This is a genomic window from Methanosarcina baltica (assembly GCF_055394095.1).
This window is the reverse complement of record NZ_AP042463.1, coordinates 1,749,109-1,764,228: the sequence shown is the minus strand read 5'-3', so window position 1 is coordinate 1,764,228 and position 15,120 is coordinate 1,749,109. Positions and strand designations below refer to the sequence as shown.

Below are 15,120 nucleotides of genomic sequence, written 5' to 3'. Positions count from 1 at the left end.
AAAACCGTGAGTGAAAAACACCTGACATACGCCGATTCAGGCGTTGACATCAAAGAAGAAGAAACAACCATCAAAGCCCTTACAGGCAAACTCGACTTTATCCGTAAAGGCCTTGGAGCCCCCTTAACCAACATCGGGCACTATGCAGGACTCCTGGATTTCGGGGAATATGCCCTTGGCCTCGCAACGGACGGGGTGGGCTCGAAAGTCCTTATAGCAAATGAGATGAAGCGCTGGAACACTGTGGGAATCGACTGCATTGCCATGAACGTAAACGACCTTCTGGCAATCGGAGCGGAACCCATGGCTTTTGTGGACTACCTAGCACTTGAAAAGCATGACGAGAACTTTGCCGAGCAAATCGGAGAAGGCCTCAGGAAAGGGGCCGAGATTTCCAGGATGTCCATCGTGGGAGGCGAAACCGCAACCCTGCCGGAAATCATAAACGGCTTCGACCTTGCGGGCACCTGTCTCGGTATGGTAAAAAAAGACAGGATCATTACCGGAGAAAAGGTCATAGAAGGAGACGTAATCGTGGGCATCCCCAGCAGCGGGGTACACAGCAACGGTTATACCCTGGTGAGAAAGATCATTGACGAGTCGGAGTACTCTTACCATGACCCCTGCCCCTACGCTCCTGAAAAGACCATTGGGGACGAACTTCTCACCCCAACCACGATTTATATAAAAATCCTGGACGCCCTTGAGGAATGTGAGATTCACGGCTTTGCCCACATAACGGGTAGCGGGCTTCTTAAACTGAGGCGGGTAACAAAACTCGGTTTTGATTTCTATAACCCGATCGAGCCTCCCGATATCTTCAAGTTCCTCCAGAAAGAAGGAAATGTTGACGATCTGGAGATGTATAAAACCTTCAATATGGGCATGGGCTTTTTACTGATCCTTCCCGAAAAGGATGCAGAAAGAGCGGCTGAAATCACGGGCGGGAGAATCGTCGGAAAAATAACGGAAAGCGGGATTCGAGTAAGAGAGCTTGTAATTGAGTAAACTCCCCCGGAGGCTAAAGCAGCAGGGTTTTCTGGCCCTCTGCCCTTACAGTCCTCCACCCTCCGTCCCCGGGTCCGTAAACCGGACCGGTTTCGGATTCTATTTAAAGAGGATCCGGAAATTGATATATAATACGGCAATATATAATTAGATATTATTTTTAAGGCAGGTTGGTAAAATGGTATGCTTAAGCGACCTTAAGTACGAAATCCTCCTGAAAAACGCCACTCCAAAGGAGTGTGAGAAATACATAAAGGAAAACTGCGATGAGGCCTACCTGGTACCTGGAGGATACAAGGTAAAAAACATACCCCTTATGGGAGAAAAAGCTCCGGTGGGTTTTTCCGGGGAAGATATAATTTTTCAGTTCATAAAACCCTGCTTTGGGCTCTTTATCCTGAAACTGCCAAAAGAGGCCGGGGAAATCGAAACCCTTCGGGCCCTGTACGGCAAGGATAAAAACGTCACGAAAATTAAATAAGGGGCCGAAAAGGCCCTATTATTCTCTGGCTTTTAACAGATGTTTTTTTAACAGATGTTTTTTTAACAGATGTTTTTTTAACAGATGTTTTTTTAACAGATGTTTATTTAACAGATGTTTTTTTAACAGATGTTTTTTCGTACTTTTTTGCAACTTTCAATTTCGATATTTTTTTTAGATTTTTACTTTTTTGGCCCCGCATACCCCGCATTTGAAAAATTCGTTTGCCGGAAGTTCGTGGACCGTGGTTGCCACAACCAGGCCTTCCCCGGCCTCCCAGACAACCATAACAGGCCGGCCTTTCTCGTCTTCAAGCACGACCTGGGCCTCGGTTTCTGAGAAATAACCGTCACAGCCTACCGGAGGCAGGACCCCTTCCACAAGTTTTTGAGCCCTGTGTTCTCCCACCTGACGGAGGGTGCAGGGGTTTTCTTCCATCACATATTTCAATTTGAAGGGCAGCCATTCGTAATCGTATTCCGGGACCAGGGGGCTGAAGACCAGCAGGATCCCGCCTTTTTCCACAAAGCGTCCGAAGGCCCTTTTGTTGCGTTCGATCCCGGCCCCGATTTTTGTGTAGTTTTCGTTTCCAAAACCGGTAGGAACGATAAGGATTTTGCAGGGAGGAAGATAAGGGGTCCCTATGGATGTCGAAAGGACCCGGGTACACTCAAGGCCGTACTCCAGAAACAGTTTTTCAAAAAGCAGAGGGGAGTCCCAGAGCAGAATTACGTCACTCATGAAAAATGGATAGGTAACAGCCCCATATCAATTTATCTGTCGAAACCGCAATTGGCGTCTACCCCGAGTTCCGTTTCGGCACCCGAGTTCCGTTTCGGGAGCACGGGATCCTTTTCGGGAGCTACGCTCCCTCAAGAGGACTAAAAAACACCAGAGCAACCTTAAATATCGTCTTCAGGCATTCCTTTTCCGTGTCTTCCGTGTCTTCCGTGTATTTTGTTGTTTGAATGCACAATACCAAACATCTCCACCAACAAAAAAACAACCTGTATGAGTATAGAGCAATTCCAAAAATAAAATATGAAGTTAGATTTTCATCATTCTGAAATTAATTGCAAACGTCCTGCAAAAAAGTAGAGAAACCTGCTTCCTGGCTTTGCCCGGGATCAGGTGTCCTCCTGCAGGGGACAATCAAAATCGAAACCATCCTCGGATATGGAATAGACTGTTTCTTTGAGATTTGCGACATTGGACTTCTCAAAATCAAAGATTATCAGGTTGGAGAAATATTTCACATTGAAGGTGTGCCAGCCTGCTTTGAAAACATCGGAAAAGAGACAGACGAGTTTAAAAATAAGGTATTCACTGGAATAACTGTGCCGAATTTTTACGTACTCCTTGCCCACTTCGGTACTCACTTCCACCTCATCTGCAAGCTGGGAAATTTCTACGAGCTTTTTGAAAAGCCGGGCCAGGTCCGGGAGAGGGACTTCATTAAGAGGACTTCCAACCTTGTTTTCGAAGTATTTCTTTATATCCGGGGCATCTCCTGCCGCAAAGGCCTCAAAGAGGCCCCTGTCAATGTTTACCCGCTGGTAAAAGGAAAGCCTGTAAAGCTCGATCAGGGTGGTCCAGTACTCCGGTTTCCTTTCGATTTCCCTGTAAGCGGAGTTCCTTGAACCAAAATGTTTCAGGATCCCTGGAGGGACTTCCCAGGAATCATCCGGAATAAATGTATTAAAGTAAACCGTGAGCGAAACGGCTTTGCGGTACACAGCATCCACATCAAGCCCCATCCACCGGCCCATGAAGATGGAGACGGTTTTTACCATAAGTTCCCTGAGGCCGGGGTCACCTCCACAAAAATGCAGAGTACCGCATTCGGGTTCTGCGTCTTCCCCTTTCCAGCTTACCGAGACCCGGATATTCCAGCCCATGAGCTGGCTCCATTCATTGAGATATTCTTTGAGATCCGGCATTGTGTTGATCCTGTAAGGGTTGATTAGCTCGTACACGATATCGTCATCCACAAGCCTGCCGGAAGCACAGTTCACGAGCCAGTTTACGGTTTCCCGGCTCAGAAGCAAGCATTCCCCACTTTTTAAAAGCTGTTTTCTGGCATCAATATCTTTATCTATTTTTTTAAGGGACTCGGCCGCCTCTTCAGGACTGCCGTAGCTTTCCAGAGCAAGGTTGGCAAGTTCGATTGCTTCCCTTACAGCCGCACTAAGGTTCCCCTCATTTTTATCCAGCAGAGGCTGAAGTTGCTTGAGGTGGATTTCGTCCAGAGAGACATTTTTTCGAATTAGCACAATAATCAACTTTTTTGTTTTTTAAGAGGTTAATCTGCATTTTAGGAAGTTGAACCGGATGGAGGCCTCCCCATGCGTGGATTTTTCCAAAATATTTGCAAAATTCTTGCTTACTACATGGTATTTTTAAAAATGAATATATATATATCTATTTATATCGCTTTAAATATATATGTTAGTTTCCATCCTCTGTCCCGTATTTTCAAAAAAGTCGAAAACCCCTGGCAGGGAAAACAAAGCAAAAACCCGGAACCGTCATTGCTTTAAAGCCCGCCCCTCATTCTACCTTTATGATCCCCGAAAAAGACAGGATTAAGAGAATTCGCACAATTGCGGATTATCAGTTTGGAAAAAACTCAGGAAAAGAACTTTTTCCGGATGGAGTGAGCTTCAAAATGTCCCGGACCGGGCGCGTACGTCAGGTCCTGCATTCGGGAGAGCGCATTGCAACGGCAAGGGCAAAAGACGGTTTTTTTACTCTGAGCATGGGAGGAGCCGCCACCCTTCACAGAGTCCTGCCCGGAAAAAAGTTCAGGGTCGTGGTCTGTGAGGACGCCGTTCCCTTTGTGGCCCAGGGTAAAACCGCCTTTGCAAAGCACATTGTGGACCTGGACCCTGACCTCCGGGCAGGAGAAGAGGTGCTCCTGACCGATGAAAACGACAAACTGCTTGCGACCGGGCAGTTAATTTTTTCCCCTGCGGAAGTCCGGGCTCTTGAGAGCGGGCCCGCGGTGGACGTAAGGGTCGGGATAGATTCGAAAAAGCAGGACTAAAAGAGCAGACCTGAAAAAAAGAAAAGGGCCATTAAGGGCCCACCCTCTTTTCTCCAGACTTTTTTTTGAAAATCATCGCTTTCTATTTTACATCCTGCCTTTTTCTCGGAAGTTTTGCTCGATTTTTCAACACCGTAAAGATATATACAAAAATTTTTATATGTATTGTACTAATATCTGAAGAATTAATTACTGTGCCGGGATTCGTATATTCAAGCAATCATGGCCGGCCAGGCAGCAATCATTCTCTGGAGAGTGGAAACATTTTAGACCCGGATCAGTTTCTCAGAACCCTTTTAATCCCGGATGACACCCGGATCCAGGCAGACACAATTTTTGTGGACGGTGACGTTATCATCGGAAACCACGCCAGCCTTGGATATGGTATAGTTGGAAACATGATCATCCTGGGGGAAGGTGTACACATAGGGGGCGGCTTAAAGGCCGGGTCAGATGCCAGGATCGATATGTGGTCCCGAATAGAGAGCAGCGTGGACGTTGCGAGAAACGCATACATTGGGGAGTTTACAAAGATCGAGGGGCGGCTTACGGTCCAGGGGGACATGGACGTTGGAAAAGATGTAAAAATCAAAGGCGGGTTCGAGACAAAAGGCTGGGTCATGGTCAGAAGCCCCGTACCTGTCATTTTCTTCTTTTACCTTTACATCAGGGAAATGATACGCCTCGGGAAAGATGAGGAAGTCGAAAAAGCCCTGGAAGAACTCTTTGGATGCTTTGGAGCCTGCCCTGATATCGATGAAAAGCTATTCATAGTCCCTCCGGAAGCAAAAATTTCCATTGAGGCCATTGAAGTGCCCGGAAAAGCAGTAATCGAAAACAGGTGCATGTTAAAAGGAAACATCCATGCGGATTCTCTTGAAATCGGCGAAGACCTGATCCTGCAAGGGAGCCTCCATTCCAGGGGAAAAACCACAATCGGAGACAGGGCCACAGTCTACGGGAACCTGTATTCAGGAGGCCAGGTCCGGATAGGAAAAGACAGCTACATCGTTGGAGAAATAAAGGCCAACTCCGTCTTTATCCATGAAAGTTCAAAAGTCGAGGGCAAGATAAAAGCCCCGTTCGGGGTCACTTTTCTGCGGGACCGGGAGGACGAAAAGTCCGGAAAATCCAGCAAAATTCCCGGCCCTTCAGAATCCAAGAGCGGGAATGAACCGAAAACTTCCAAAACTGAAGCTGAGACGAAGTTGAAGCCCGAGGAAGAAGAGATTTTGGAAGGCGTGTTTGTAAAATCAATGGAAATAATTGAAATTGAAAACCTCCTTAAATCAAATGCAGAAGCCCCCGGGGAGGAGACAAGGCTTCTTGAAAACCTGATCCTGGAAATATGCAGGGTTTCAGATAGACCTGCTCAGGGACTGCGTGCTCCGGGAATAATCCGGAAAGGGGCCGGAACTCTGGGAACCGGAAAAATCAGGAATTTTTCAGGGAGCTGGGGCCGGAGCCGGAGAAGAAGGTTAAAATCCGGAAAAAACCGGGAAAGGGGCTGAAAAATTCTATGAGTCAGAAAAATAAATCAGGGTCGGAAAAGTATTTCATGTCAAATAAGCGGACTCAGCCGTGATATGACCTAAGTTTTAAAAACCTGGTACTGCGATTTCAAAACATTAACATAATAAAGACAAAGTAAGAAGTCTTAAACATGGAAAAATCTCTACTAAAAAACCGATTTTTACATCTCATTATACCCCTTATTGTATGCACATTATTAGGGTACCTGTCTCATGATTTAGTGGAAGGAATACGCACTGGAATTGCCGTTGGAATTGGGTTCGTTATAGGGATGGAGCTTACAGGAAAAATACGAGAGAAAAGGAAACAGAAATAAACCTATGGGGTCAGAATGGGGTTGGATTTTTGGCTCACAAAAATCCCACCATAGCAGCCTATTCTACTTCTACGTGCCTAATATGGTGTTTTTTACTGCAGAATGGTAGATATATTGTAGTGGAATGTAACACAACAACATAAGTTATATATAAAAACTAATCGGCGTAACAAAAACGATAGCTTGGGGACGAATACTCAGTTGAAAATTGGCTCTCCAAACTCAACATTTCCAACCCCATAATGACGCCATAGAAATAAACACTAAAACCAACAACATCTGAACATGACAATTTCTTTTAATTTTCTTTGTATGTTGGGGGCGCAGATCAGCAAAGACGATATTAACTTTCAGGTGGGGACAGCTAGCTAAATCATCTATTTTTGAAAGTTTGGCCCGAAACAAGAATCTGAGGCCAGAAAAAAGTTGAAGGGGCTCGGGAAAGCATACTTTTTAATATACGGGCTGTATTTAACAAAATTTAAGAGTACTTATTTTTATCTTAGAGGCTCTCGATACACAGGAGATTCATTATAGCCCCTATTTAAAAATCAAAAATCCACTGAAAAAAAAAGAGAAGGTATTCACTTGAAAGAAAATATCCCGGACCCCCAATCAAAATACGATTCCATCGTCGAAAAAGACTCAAAATACGTGATGCAGACCTACGGGCGCCAGCCCCTCGTGCTTTCAGAAGGAAGAGGAGCAGTTGTCCGGGACATTTTCGGCAGGGAGTACATTGACTGCGTGGCAGGAATTGCCGTAAACAACGTCGGGCACTGCCACCCAAAAGTCACGGAGGCTCTTCGGGCCCAGGCTGGGAAAATGATACACGTCTCGAACCTCTACTACACCGAGGTCCAGGCTGAACTTGCCAGGGAACTGGTCTCCATAACAGGAATGAAGCGTGTATTTTTCTGCAACTCCGGGGCAGAGGCCATGGAAGCTGCAATGAAACTTGCAAGGGTCAAGACCGGAAAAAGCGGGTTTGTCGCGGCCGAGCAATCCTTCCATGGGAGGACGATAGGAGCCCTTTCCGTAACCTACAAGAGTGCCTACAGAAGCCCCTTCGAGCCCCTTGTGAATACGGACACGGCCTTTGTTCCCTACTCCGACGCGGGGGCCATCCGGGAAAACATTAACAAAAACACGGCGGCCGTGGTCCTCGAACCCATTCAGGGGGAAGGTGGGATAAACGTGCCTGATCCCGAATATCTCAAAGAGGTCAGGGAAATCTGTGACGAAACCGACACCCTTCTGATCTTCGACGAGGTGCAGACCGGGTTTGGAAGGACCGGGAAATGGTTCTGCAAGGAACACTTCGGAGTTGAGCCTGACATCATGAGCATGGCAAAGGCAATCGGGGGAGGTTTTCCCATGGGCGCAATCGCTGCCAGAGACGGGCTGACCTTCGGGAGAGGAGAACACGCTTCCACCTTCGGGGGTGGACCTCTCGCCTCTGCAGCGGCTCTTGCCTCAATCAGGGTTATCAGGGAAGAAAAACTCCTTGACAGGGCCGTGGAAAACGGGGCCTACTTCATGGAAAAACTTCGGAACATGGACAGGGACGACATCCTCGAAGTCCGTGGAAAAGGGCTTATGATCGGGGTCGAAATGGGCTACCCCTGCGGGAAGTTCGTGGACTATGCCAGGGAAAACGGGGTGCTCTTAAACTGCACCTCGGACTCGGTGCTCCGCCTGGTGCCTCCGCTTGTCATCACGAAAAAACAGATCGATACGGTAGTTGGTGTCCTTGAGCAGGCCTGAACTTATAAAAGAAGAAATCTTCTCGATTGCAGAATACGTGCCCGGAAAGTCAATTGAGGAAATCGCCGCAGGCTACGGGCTTGACCCGACAACGATAATCAAGCTCGGCTCAAACGAAAACACGCTCGGCCCCTCTCCTGCAGCCGTGGAAGCCCTCGTCCGGGAAGCCCCCCGGGCAAACCTCTACCCTTCAGCCGACGCCAGGGAACTGAGGGAAGCCCTCTCCGGATACACGGGGCTTCCCGTCTCAAACATCGCGGCCTCGGGGCCGGGAATGGACGGCCTCCTGGACGGGCTTTGCAGGCTCCTTATAGAAAAAGGGGACGAGGTAATAATCCCGACTCCAACCTTTGCGTATTACGAACTCCCAGCCAGGGCCTGCGGAGGAAAAGCGGTATTTGTAGCGCGGGAAGCCGACTACTCCGTGAACCCCGAAAAAATCCTTGCCCTTGAGTCCGAACGCACGAAACTGATTTTCCTCTGTTCCCCCAACAATCCGTCCGGAAACCTGCTTTCCGAAAAGGACCTGCGCCTTCTCCTCAAAAAGACCAGGGCGCTTGTATTTGTGGACGAGGCCTATGTGGAGTTTGCGGATCGAAACTTCGCCTCCCTGGTCCTTGAGTACGACAACCTTATCGTGGGCAGGACCTTTTCCAAGGTCTTCGGGCTTGCCGGGCTCCGTCTGGGCTATGGACTCATGCCAGAGTGGCTACTGCGCGAGTATATGAGGGTGGCACCCCCCTTCAACGTAAGCCTCCCGGCCCTGATGGCAGGGATTGCGGCCCTTTCGGACAAAGAACACCTCCAAAAAAGCATTGATATGGCCCGGAAGGGAAGGAAAATCCTCCTGGGAGCCCTTCCGTTTAAGGTCCACCCTTCCCAGGCAAACTTCGTGCTTGTGGACGTTGCACCTCTGAAGTCAAAAGCAGTGGTTGAAGCTCTCCTGAAAAAGGGTATTATAGTCCGCAGTTGCGACTCTTTCAGAGACGCAGGGGACTCCCTGATCCGGGTAACGGTGGGAACATCCGAACAGAACAAAAAAGTGATCGAGGCGTTCAGGGCCGTAAATAGTTGATTTTCCTTCCAAAAAAAGCTAATAACTCCGGGCAAGAGTACGGGAACTATAACTTGCCCGGTAAAAAAACCGGCAAAAATGAGAGGGACGGGCTTTTTCCCGGCCCTGGTAATTTCGAGGGTCTATTTGTATTCGGTCGATCATATTTTAACCAACGGAATGAAGCCTTAGCACTTTTTTTCTATTTTTTGCTAACTTTTGAAATTTATCTGCGGATCAACGTAAAGAACCACGGATAGACACGGATTATATGAACGTGAACTACCTCACGCTAAAGCAGTGAGGCTTCCTGCTTCATACCCCGGAGCAACCTCCACGAGTCCACAGGCTCTTCCCCCCGTTCCGGGGGTGTATCTTTAATGTCAGCTTGCAAGTGCAAACATTTTGATATTAATTGCAGCATTAATATCTCTATCGTGGAACGTCTTGCATTTTGGACATTCCCACTCCCTTACTTTTAAAGTTATATCTGGATTGCGGAACCCACAAACACTACATTTTTTTGTTGAAGGTTCAAACATTCCTATTCTTAATATGGTTTTTCCTGCTCTTTCTGCTTTATATTCGAGCATTCTCCCAAAAGAACCCCACGAAGCGTCTTGAATAGCCTTTGCCAGTTTGTGATTTTTTATCATCCCTTTAACGTTCAGCGTCTCAATTGCTACGGCTTGGTTGTCGCCTATAAGTTTAGCAGATTGTTTGTGCTGAAAGTCATGTCTCTGGTTCGCTATTTTTTCGTGTTGTTTTGCAAGTTGTCTGATTGCTTTTCTACGGTTCTGGGAACCTTTTTTCTTCCTACTTACTCTTCTCTGGAGAACTTTAAGACGTTTTTCTGAATTTTTAAGATATTTCGGGTTTTCTATTATTTCCCCATTTGAAAGTATGGCAAAATCTTTAATTCCTAAGTCCACTCCTACAGTTGTATCCTCAGAATATTCAACTTTTTCAGGAACCGGCTCCCCGTCTTCCGTCAAAATACTTAGATGATATTTCCCTGTTGCCGTTCTGCTAACAGTTGCCGTTCTGAAAAAGTCTTTGTTAAGGTCTTTTTCGATTATGGTTTCCCCGTCAACTATTTTTTTTTCAATGAAATTATGCATAATTTCAGGAGGTAGCAAGTCCCTATGAATTTTAATATTCATCCATCCAATTCCGGGGATGAACACCGTAGATTTTGTCAGATTGATCTTGTACCTTTGTGTGACCTGAAAAGAAAACTTGTTATCTTTTTTCTTTTTCAGTTGAGGGAACCCGGCCTGTCCTTTGAAAAATCGTGTATAAGCGTTTTGCAAGTTCCTTCTTACCTGTTGCAATGACTGTGAATTGACTTCTTTTAACCACGGATAAATTTCTTTAAACATTGGCAGGTACTTTTCAAGTTCTGTTAAGGAAATGTTAATCCTAAACTTGTCATAAAATATTTTTTTGAATTCAAGAAGTTTGTTATAAACAAAACGTGTACTGCCGAAATGCTTTTCCAGCATTATCTTTTGTTCGTCATTTATCGGATATATCCGGTACACGTTCCCTTTTTTCATGCAACCTCCTATATGTCTTTAATATTAGTTATAAATACTTACTCACAGTTAGATCTATTTAAACCGGCCCTGGTAGTCCCGACGCATTCATCCCCACGCTAAAGAAGCTGTCCGACAATTCAATTTCAAGGCAAAAATAGGTAAAAAAAAAGGAATATAAAGCCTTTAAATCGAAAAAGAAGGATTTCAAATATTACTGACAGTAATTGTCGGACAGCCTGTAAAGCCTTGGGGCTTTCTGCTGCGTTCCTGTAAGAGATTCGGGTAATATTCAGTTTGATGAAATGGACATAAATCAATTATAAGAGGTTCACAAATATGTTGAGTGCAAATATTGCAAAAACATTGAGCGGGGTTCAGCACAATCTACCAGGAAGGGCCGAATCTCCTGAATATTTTCCCTAAGGCAAAACCGCGCCGATTTTAACTTTAACCGTACTTAAAGTTTGCTGGCTTTGCTTTCGGGAGACATACAGGAAAAAGATGAAGAGATGGGGTAAATTAAGAATGATGGAAAGCAAAGGAATACGAACAGTTGAACTAATTATTGCAATGCTGCTTGTGAACATGGCATTCATGCCTACCATTAATGCAATGGAATCTGAAGCTCTTCCAGTTCCAGACTCGGGTATGATCATGGTTGATGAGTTGGTAACAGTGACCTCTGAGTCCGATTTCAATCCAGATGTGGATTTTGCAAAACTCAAGATCAACCCACGTCATTCAAACCCCCAGTTAAAACCTGGCAGCAGCGACAAAATTACTGTGACTGTCACAAACAAGGACAATAAAACCATTACAGTAGAACCCCGGGTTGTGCCATCCCCGTACAGTGATAACATCCTCGAAGAAAGCTGGGTCACCGTAACACCCGCCAGCAAAGACATCGAACCGGATACCAGGCAGGAGTTTACTATTGAAGTGAATATCCCAAAAGATGCCGATATCGGGAACTATGGAACTAAGATCGTATTCACCGATGATGTGATGCCAGTACCATATCCAACGCCCTATCCCGAGTATATCAATGCCATGGATCTTTACGTCGATGTCTGGACCCCTCCAAAGATCCAGATCCAGACGCCATATCTCAGTGACCGTGTCAAGGCAGGGGATGAACATGACTATGAAATCAAGCTCAAGAACGTAGCTGACAGGGATATTGATATCGACCCGAAAATAAGTGATAACAACCTGATGTATGGATATGGCCCATACGGCACGGTGGGTTCTGCATTTGAAGATGATGCGATCACCATTACCGCCCCTTCCATTGTAAAAGCAGGCGAGACAACTGTTGTCAAGGTGCATCTTGAAGTCCCTGATGATGCAAAAGGTGGATACAACGGAGCTATTGATCTGAACATTGACGATCCATCTATACGTGAATGGGACGGTCAGGTCCAAATGAATTTCGAGGTATGGACCCAGCCAAGTGAACCGTACACAAAGACGTTCACTACCAGGACTGACGGTCTCATTAACATTGAAGTGTCATCAAATGACTGCAATTATGGTATGTGGATGGGTGCAGGCAGTCAGAACGAGAAAGATGAGGCATCCTTTGACCTGGCACTGGAAGGTGAATCAGGCGAGGTCGAACTGAATCTGGTTAAAACGACCTACAGCGGTACTGTCAGTCTTGGAGCATCTGACTTCCCTCCCTGGGAAATGGATGGAGCAGGGATCTATCATGATGCTATTGAGGTCTACACGGAGACCTATGAGGTACCAGGTGCCATCGGAGAATGGACGCTTGGCATACTTCCGACAAATACGGAACAGTTTAACTATTTAATTTCGGTCGGGGCAGTTGAATGAACAGGTGGACACGGGCGTAGTAACGCCCGGTCTTTCTTTATCAGGTGATACTTATGAACCATCTTTCAAAATTGTTCATGGCTGCATTGATCGTAATGTTCCTCATAGCTGGTGTTGTATGCATCAACGGCTCTGAAAAATCATCCTCCGGGTATGAGATTACATGGGTGAGTACACCACCGGCAGAGAGTGCCATGATCGAGACAAAGATCAACCAGCAAATAAGTCCCTACCCTGGCATGGAATATGATAATGTTACACTTAGCACATTGAGGGAAGATGAGAAACTCCGCATACATGCGATCGCTGAGTCGTCAGTTTCCAGGTATCCTGACCTGTATGACTTCACATACCGTGACGGTGATTTGATACAGGTTGGATATCTCCTTGAAGCCGTTCCTGAATCTGTTCGATCTGAAGCTATTGGCGTGGCTATGCAAAGTGAAAGCGTTGCGAACGCTCTGAGTTCTGATACGAATGTATACGGAGCTTCATCCGTAAAACGGATACTACCTGAGACATCGGAGAAATTCCATTCCAGAAAGACCCTAATCAGTGTGACATGGCTGGATCATTCGGTATCCGCACTGGTTGACATGGACACACGGGAAGTGGTTCAGGTTTGGAACGGACAATGAGAAAAATGGAGAAGAAATTTTTAGCGAACTACTGAATTTCGTCTATCCTTTATCCCGGATGCGGTTTCTTCGAATTTCTTCAAAACTCTTCAAAACTCTTCAAAACTCTTCAAAACTCTTCGATTTCTTCGATTTTCATAAGTGGATAGTCCAGTTCAGGTTCGTACTGCATCCGGACCGTTACTCTTATCTGCTCGTATTTTACCTTAATCCTGACTTTCAACATGGGACCCTGAAGTTCCGTGTAGCCGAACTCCCCGTTAAGCCTGGCCCCGAGCATTTCCCGGTCAATGGAAACCAAGATGTCTTCCACAAAGGGCTGGACTGAGATGCTTTCCTGGATGGCTTTTTCAAGACTTGCTGCGGTTTTCAGGTTAACGGGAGAACCCGTAAACTGATGGTATAAAGCGCCGAGCTTTATTCCGGCTTCAAAGAGGGCGTTGTCTCTGTCACTTACTGTTTCTTTACTCAAGGAATTTCCTCCTGAAAGGTTGAAATGAAAATTGGTATTAAAAATGTATGTAGAACGGTTGATGTGGAACGGTTGATCTGAAAAAAAATTAAAATGGAAAAATTAAAAGTTTGGTAATTCAAATATTATTCATAATATTTTCGTGGAAATTTTATGAATGGGGATATGAGATAGGTTAGCATCAGCCCGAAGAGCAGGAGGGAAAATAATCTCATGTAGCCCAGATCCACGAAAAACATTATTACCGTGGCTCCGAAGACGGACGCTATGAACCCAAGGGCCTTCATGCTCAGGACCTTTGGGAATCCCACTGTGCCTGCCATCAGGAGGGCCAGGGCCAGGGTAAGGGCTGCCAGGAAACCTTCGTTAATAAATTTCCCGTCAATCAGCAGATAGGAGACCAGCACCACGCAACCTGCGGTGATTGGGAGGCCCTGGAACCCGGAGGTTTTCAAAGGTATGGCATTGTAGCGGGCAAGCCTGAGTATTCCGCAAACAATATAGAAATACGCAATAAGTGTTACCAGGACATTGTCCCCGAAACGGAAGCAGATGAGCAGGGCCGGAGCCACGCCGAAAGAGACCGCGTCTGCGAGGGAATCAAGTTCTCCCCCGAGTTTTCCGCCCCCGAACTTCCTGGCAACAAAGCCGTCCGCCCCGTCCGCTCCCGCCGCAAGGAGCAGGAGGATGAGGGCAAAGTCATAATTCCCGGAATGAGCCAGGGATATGGAAGCAACTCCAAAGAGAAGGTTCATAAGAGAAACCAGGTCTGGAAGCTTCACCAATTCAAGAAGGTTCACTCAAAATCCCTTTCCTGTTTTAATATTGCGATAATGCTTTTTCCCGCCTTAACCCGATCTCCAATCTTTAGAACCATATCAAACTCTTCCGGAATAGTTACATCAACCCTTGAGCCAAAGCGGATCATTCCGAGCCTCTGGCCCTGTACAACATTATCGTTTGTCTTTGAGTAGGTGACGATTCTGCGGGCTATGGCCCCTGCAATCTGGGTGACATGCACATCTCCGTATTTGCTGTCAATAATAAAATTATTTCGTTCGTTTCTATCGGAGTCCTTGTAAAAAGCCGGAATATGCCCACCTTTTCTATAGCTTATTTCTGTAATCCTGCCGGCAATCGGGGCCCGGTTTACATGAACGTTCTGAAGAAACATAAATATGCATATTTTTCGTCCCCTGATCTCGGAGATTCTTCCGTCTGCCGGGGCAAGCATGTAGTCCTCGGAAATTTCAACATTACGTTCCGGATCCCTGAAAAACAAGATCATGAAAAAGACCAGGGCCATCCACAGGTATGTCCCGTAGAGAAAAATAGAGTGGGGAGTATATATTTGAAAGCCCGCAAAAAGCGCAGTGAAAGCAACAGCGCTTAAAATCCAGGACATAGAACCTTTTGCGATCATGT

The 15,120-nt window shown here is 46.2% G+C and carries 14 protein-coding genes; 8 read left to right on the top strand and 6 right to left on the bottom strand.

Features of this window, described 5'->3' with window-relative positions:
* Nucleotides 1-6: 6 nt before the first annotated feature.
* Together purM and ACZ5QV_RS07620 are read left to right on the top strand one after the other, a co-directional pair.
* Nucleotides 7-1,008, top strand: coding sequence for a phosphoribosylformylglycinamidine cyclo-ligase (gene purM / locus ACZ5QV_RS07625; protein WP_464601943.1), 1,002 nt, complete (start codon nt 7-9; stop codon nt 1,006-1,008).
* A 178-nt stretch (nt 1,009-1,186) separates the two neighbouring features.
* Nucleotides 1,187-1,489, top strand: coding sequence for a DUF1894 domain-containing protein (locus ACZ5QV_RS07620; RefSeq protein ID WP_464601942.1), 303 nt, complete (start codon nt 1,187-1,189; stop codon nt 1,487-1,489).
* A gap of 174 nt (nt 1,490-1,663) precedes the next feature.
* Here the strand turns inward: ACZ5QV_RS07620 and ACZ5QV_RS07615 are convergent, their stop codons facing one another.
* Nucleotides 1,664-2,230 carry a hypothetical protein gene (locus ACZ5QV_RS07615; protein ID WP_464601941.1) on the bottom strand — a complete coding sequence of 189 codons (567 nt, stop codon included), beginning with the start codon at nt 2,228-2,230 and terminating at the stop codon, nt 1,664-1,666.
* A gap of 386 nt (nt 2,231-2,616) precedes the next feature.
* Nucleotides 2,617-3,762, bottom strand: a complete 1,146-nt coding sequence (locus ACZ5QV_RS07610) for a hypothetical protein (RefSeq protein ID WP_464601940.1) — start codon at nt 3,760-3,762, stop codon at nt 2,617-2,619.
* Nucleotides 3,763-4,052: 290 nt separating this feature from the next.
* Between ACZ5QV_RS07610 and ACZ5QV_RS07605 the strand changes: the two genes are divergently transcribed.
* From ACZ5QV_RS07605 to hisC, 4 genes are all read left to right on the top strand, one after another.
* Entirely contained in the window at nt 4,053-4,535 is a 483-nt protein-coding gene (locus ACZ5QV_RS07605; protein WP_464601939.1) for a PUA domain-containing protein, read from the top strand.
* A 194-nt stretch (nt 4,536-4,729) separates the two neighbouring features.
* Nucleotides 4,730-6,046, top strand: coding sequence for a hypothetical protein (locus tag ACZ5QV_RS07600; protein WP_464601938.1), 1,317 nt, complete (start codon nt 4,730-4,732; stop codon nt 6,044-6,046).
* A gap of 995 nt (nt 6,047-7,041) precedes the next feature.
* Nucleotides 7,042-8,151 carry an acetylornithine transaminase gene (locus ACZ5QV_RS07595; protein ID WP_464602063.1) on the top strand — a complete coding sequence of 370 codons (1,110 nt, stop codon included), beginning with the start codon at nt 7,042-7,044 and terminating at the stop codon, nt 8,149-8,151.
* Nucleotides 8,138-9,226: a histidinol-phosphate transaminase gene (hisC, locus tag ACZ5QV_RS07590; RefSeq protein WP_464601937.1), complete on the top strand. Its 1,089-nt coding sequence runs from the start codon at nt 8,138-8,140 to the stop codon at nt 9,224-9,226. Before ACZ5QV_RS07595 ends, hisC begins: the two co-directional genes overlap by 14 nt.
* Nucleotides 9,227-9,588: 362 nt before the next feature.
* On the opposite strand, the gene ACZ5QV_RS07585 is transcribed toward hisC, so the two are convergent.
* Nucleotides 9,589-10,764: an RNA-guided endonuclease TnpB family protein gene (locus tag ACZ5QV_RS07585; RefSeq protein ID WP_464601936.1), complete on the bottom strand. Its 1,176-nt coding sequence runs from the start codon at nt 10,762-10,764 to the stop codon at nt 9,589-9,591.
* Nucleotides 10,765-11,247: 483 nt separating this feature from the next.
* On the opposite strand from ACZ5QV_RS07585, the gene ACZ5QV_RS07580 reads away from it, so the two are divergent.
* Nucleotides 11,248-12,585, top strand: a complete 1,338-nt coding sequence (locus ACZ5QV_RS07580; RefSeq protein WP_464601935.1) for a COG1470 family protein — start codon at nt 11,248-11,250, stop codon at nt 12,583-12,585.
* 53 nt (nt 12,586-12,638) lie between these two features.
* Nucleotides 12,639-13,223 carry a hypothetical protein gene (locus ACZ5QV_RS07575; RefSeq protein ID WP_464601934.1) on the top strand — a complete coding sequence of 195 codons (585 nt, stop codon included), beginning with the start codon at nt 12,639-12,641 and terminating at the stop codon, nt 13,221-13,223.
* 109 nt (nt 13,224-13,332) lie between these two features.
* On the opposite strand, the gene ACZ5QV_RS07570 is transcribed toward ACZ5QV_RS07575, so the two are convergent.
* The 3 genes from ACZ5QV_RS07570 to ACZ5QV_RS07560 all read right to left on the bottom strand — a co-directional run bounded on the left by ACZ5QV_RS07570 (nt 13,333) and on the right by ACZ5QV_RS07560 (nt 15,118).
* Entirely contained in the window at nt 13,333-13,695 is a 363-nt protein-coding gene (locus ACZ5QV_RS07570; protein ID WP_464601933.1) for a dihydroneopterin aldolase family protein, read from the bottom strand.
* 125 nt (nt 13,696-13,820) lie between these two features.
* Nucleotides 13,821-14,495, bottom strand: coding sequence for an archaetidylserine synthase (locus ACZ5QV_RS07565; RefSeq protein WP_464601932.1), 675 nt, complete (start codon nt 14,493-14,495; stop codon nt 13,821-13,823).
* Nucleotides 14,492-15,118 carry a phosphatidylserine decarboxylase gene (locus ACZ5QV_RS07560; RefSeq protein ID WP_464601931.1) on the bottom strand — a complete coding sequence of 209 codons (627 nt, stop codon included), beginning with the start codon at nt 15,116-15,118 and terminating at the stop codon, nt 14,492-14,494. The genes ACZ5QV_RS07565 and ACZ5QV_RS07560 overlap by 4 nt, the downstream gene beginning before the upstream one ends.
* Nucleotides 15,119-15,120: the final 2 nt, after the last annotated feature.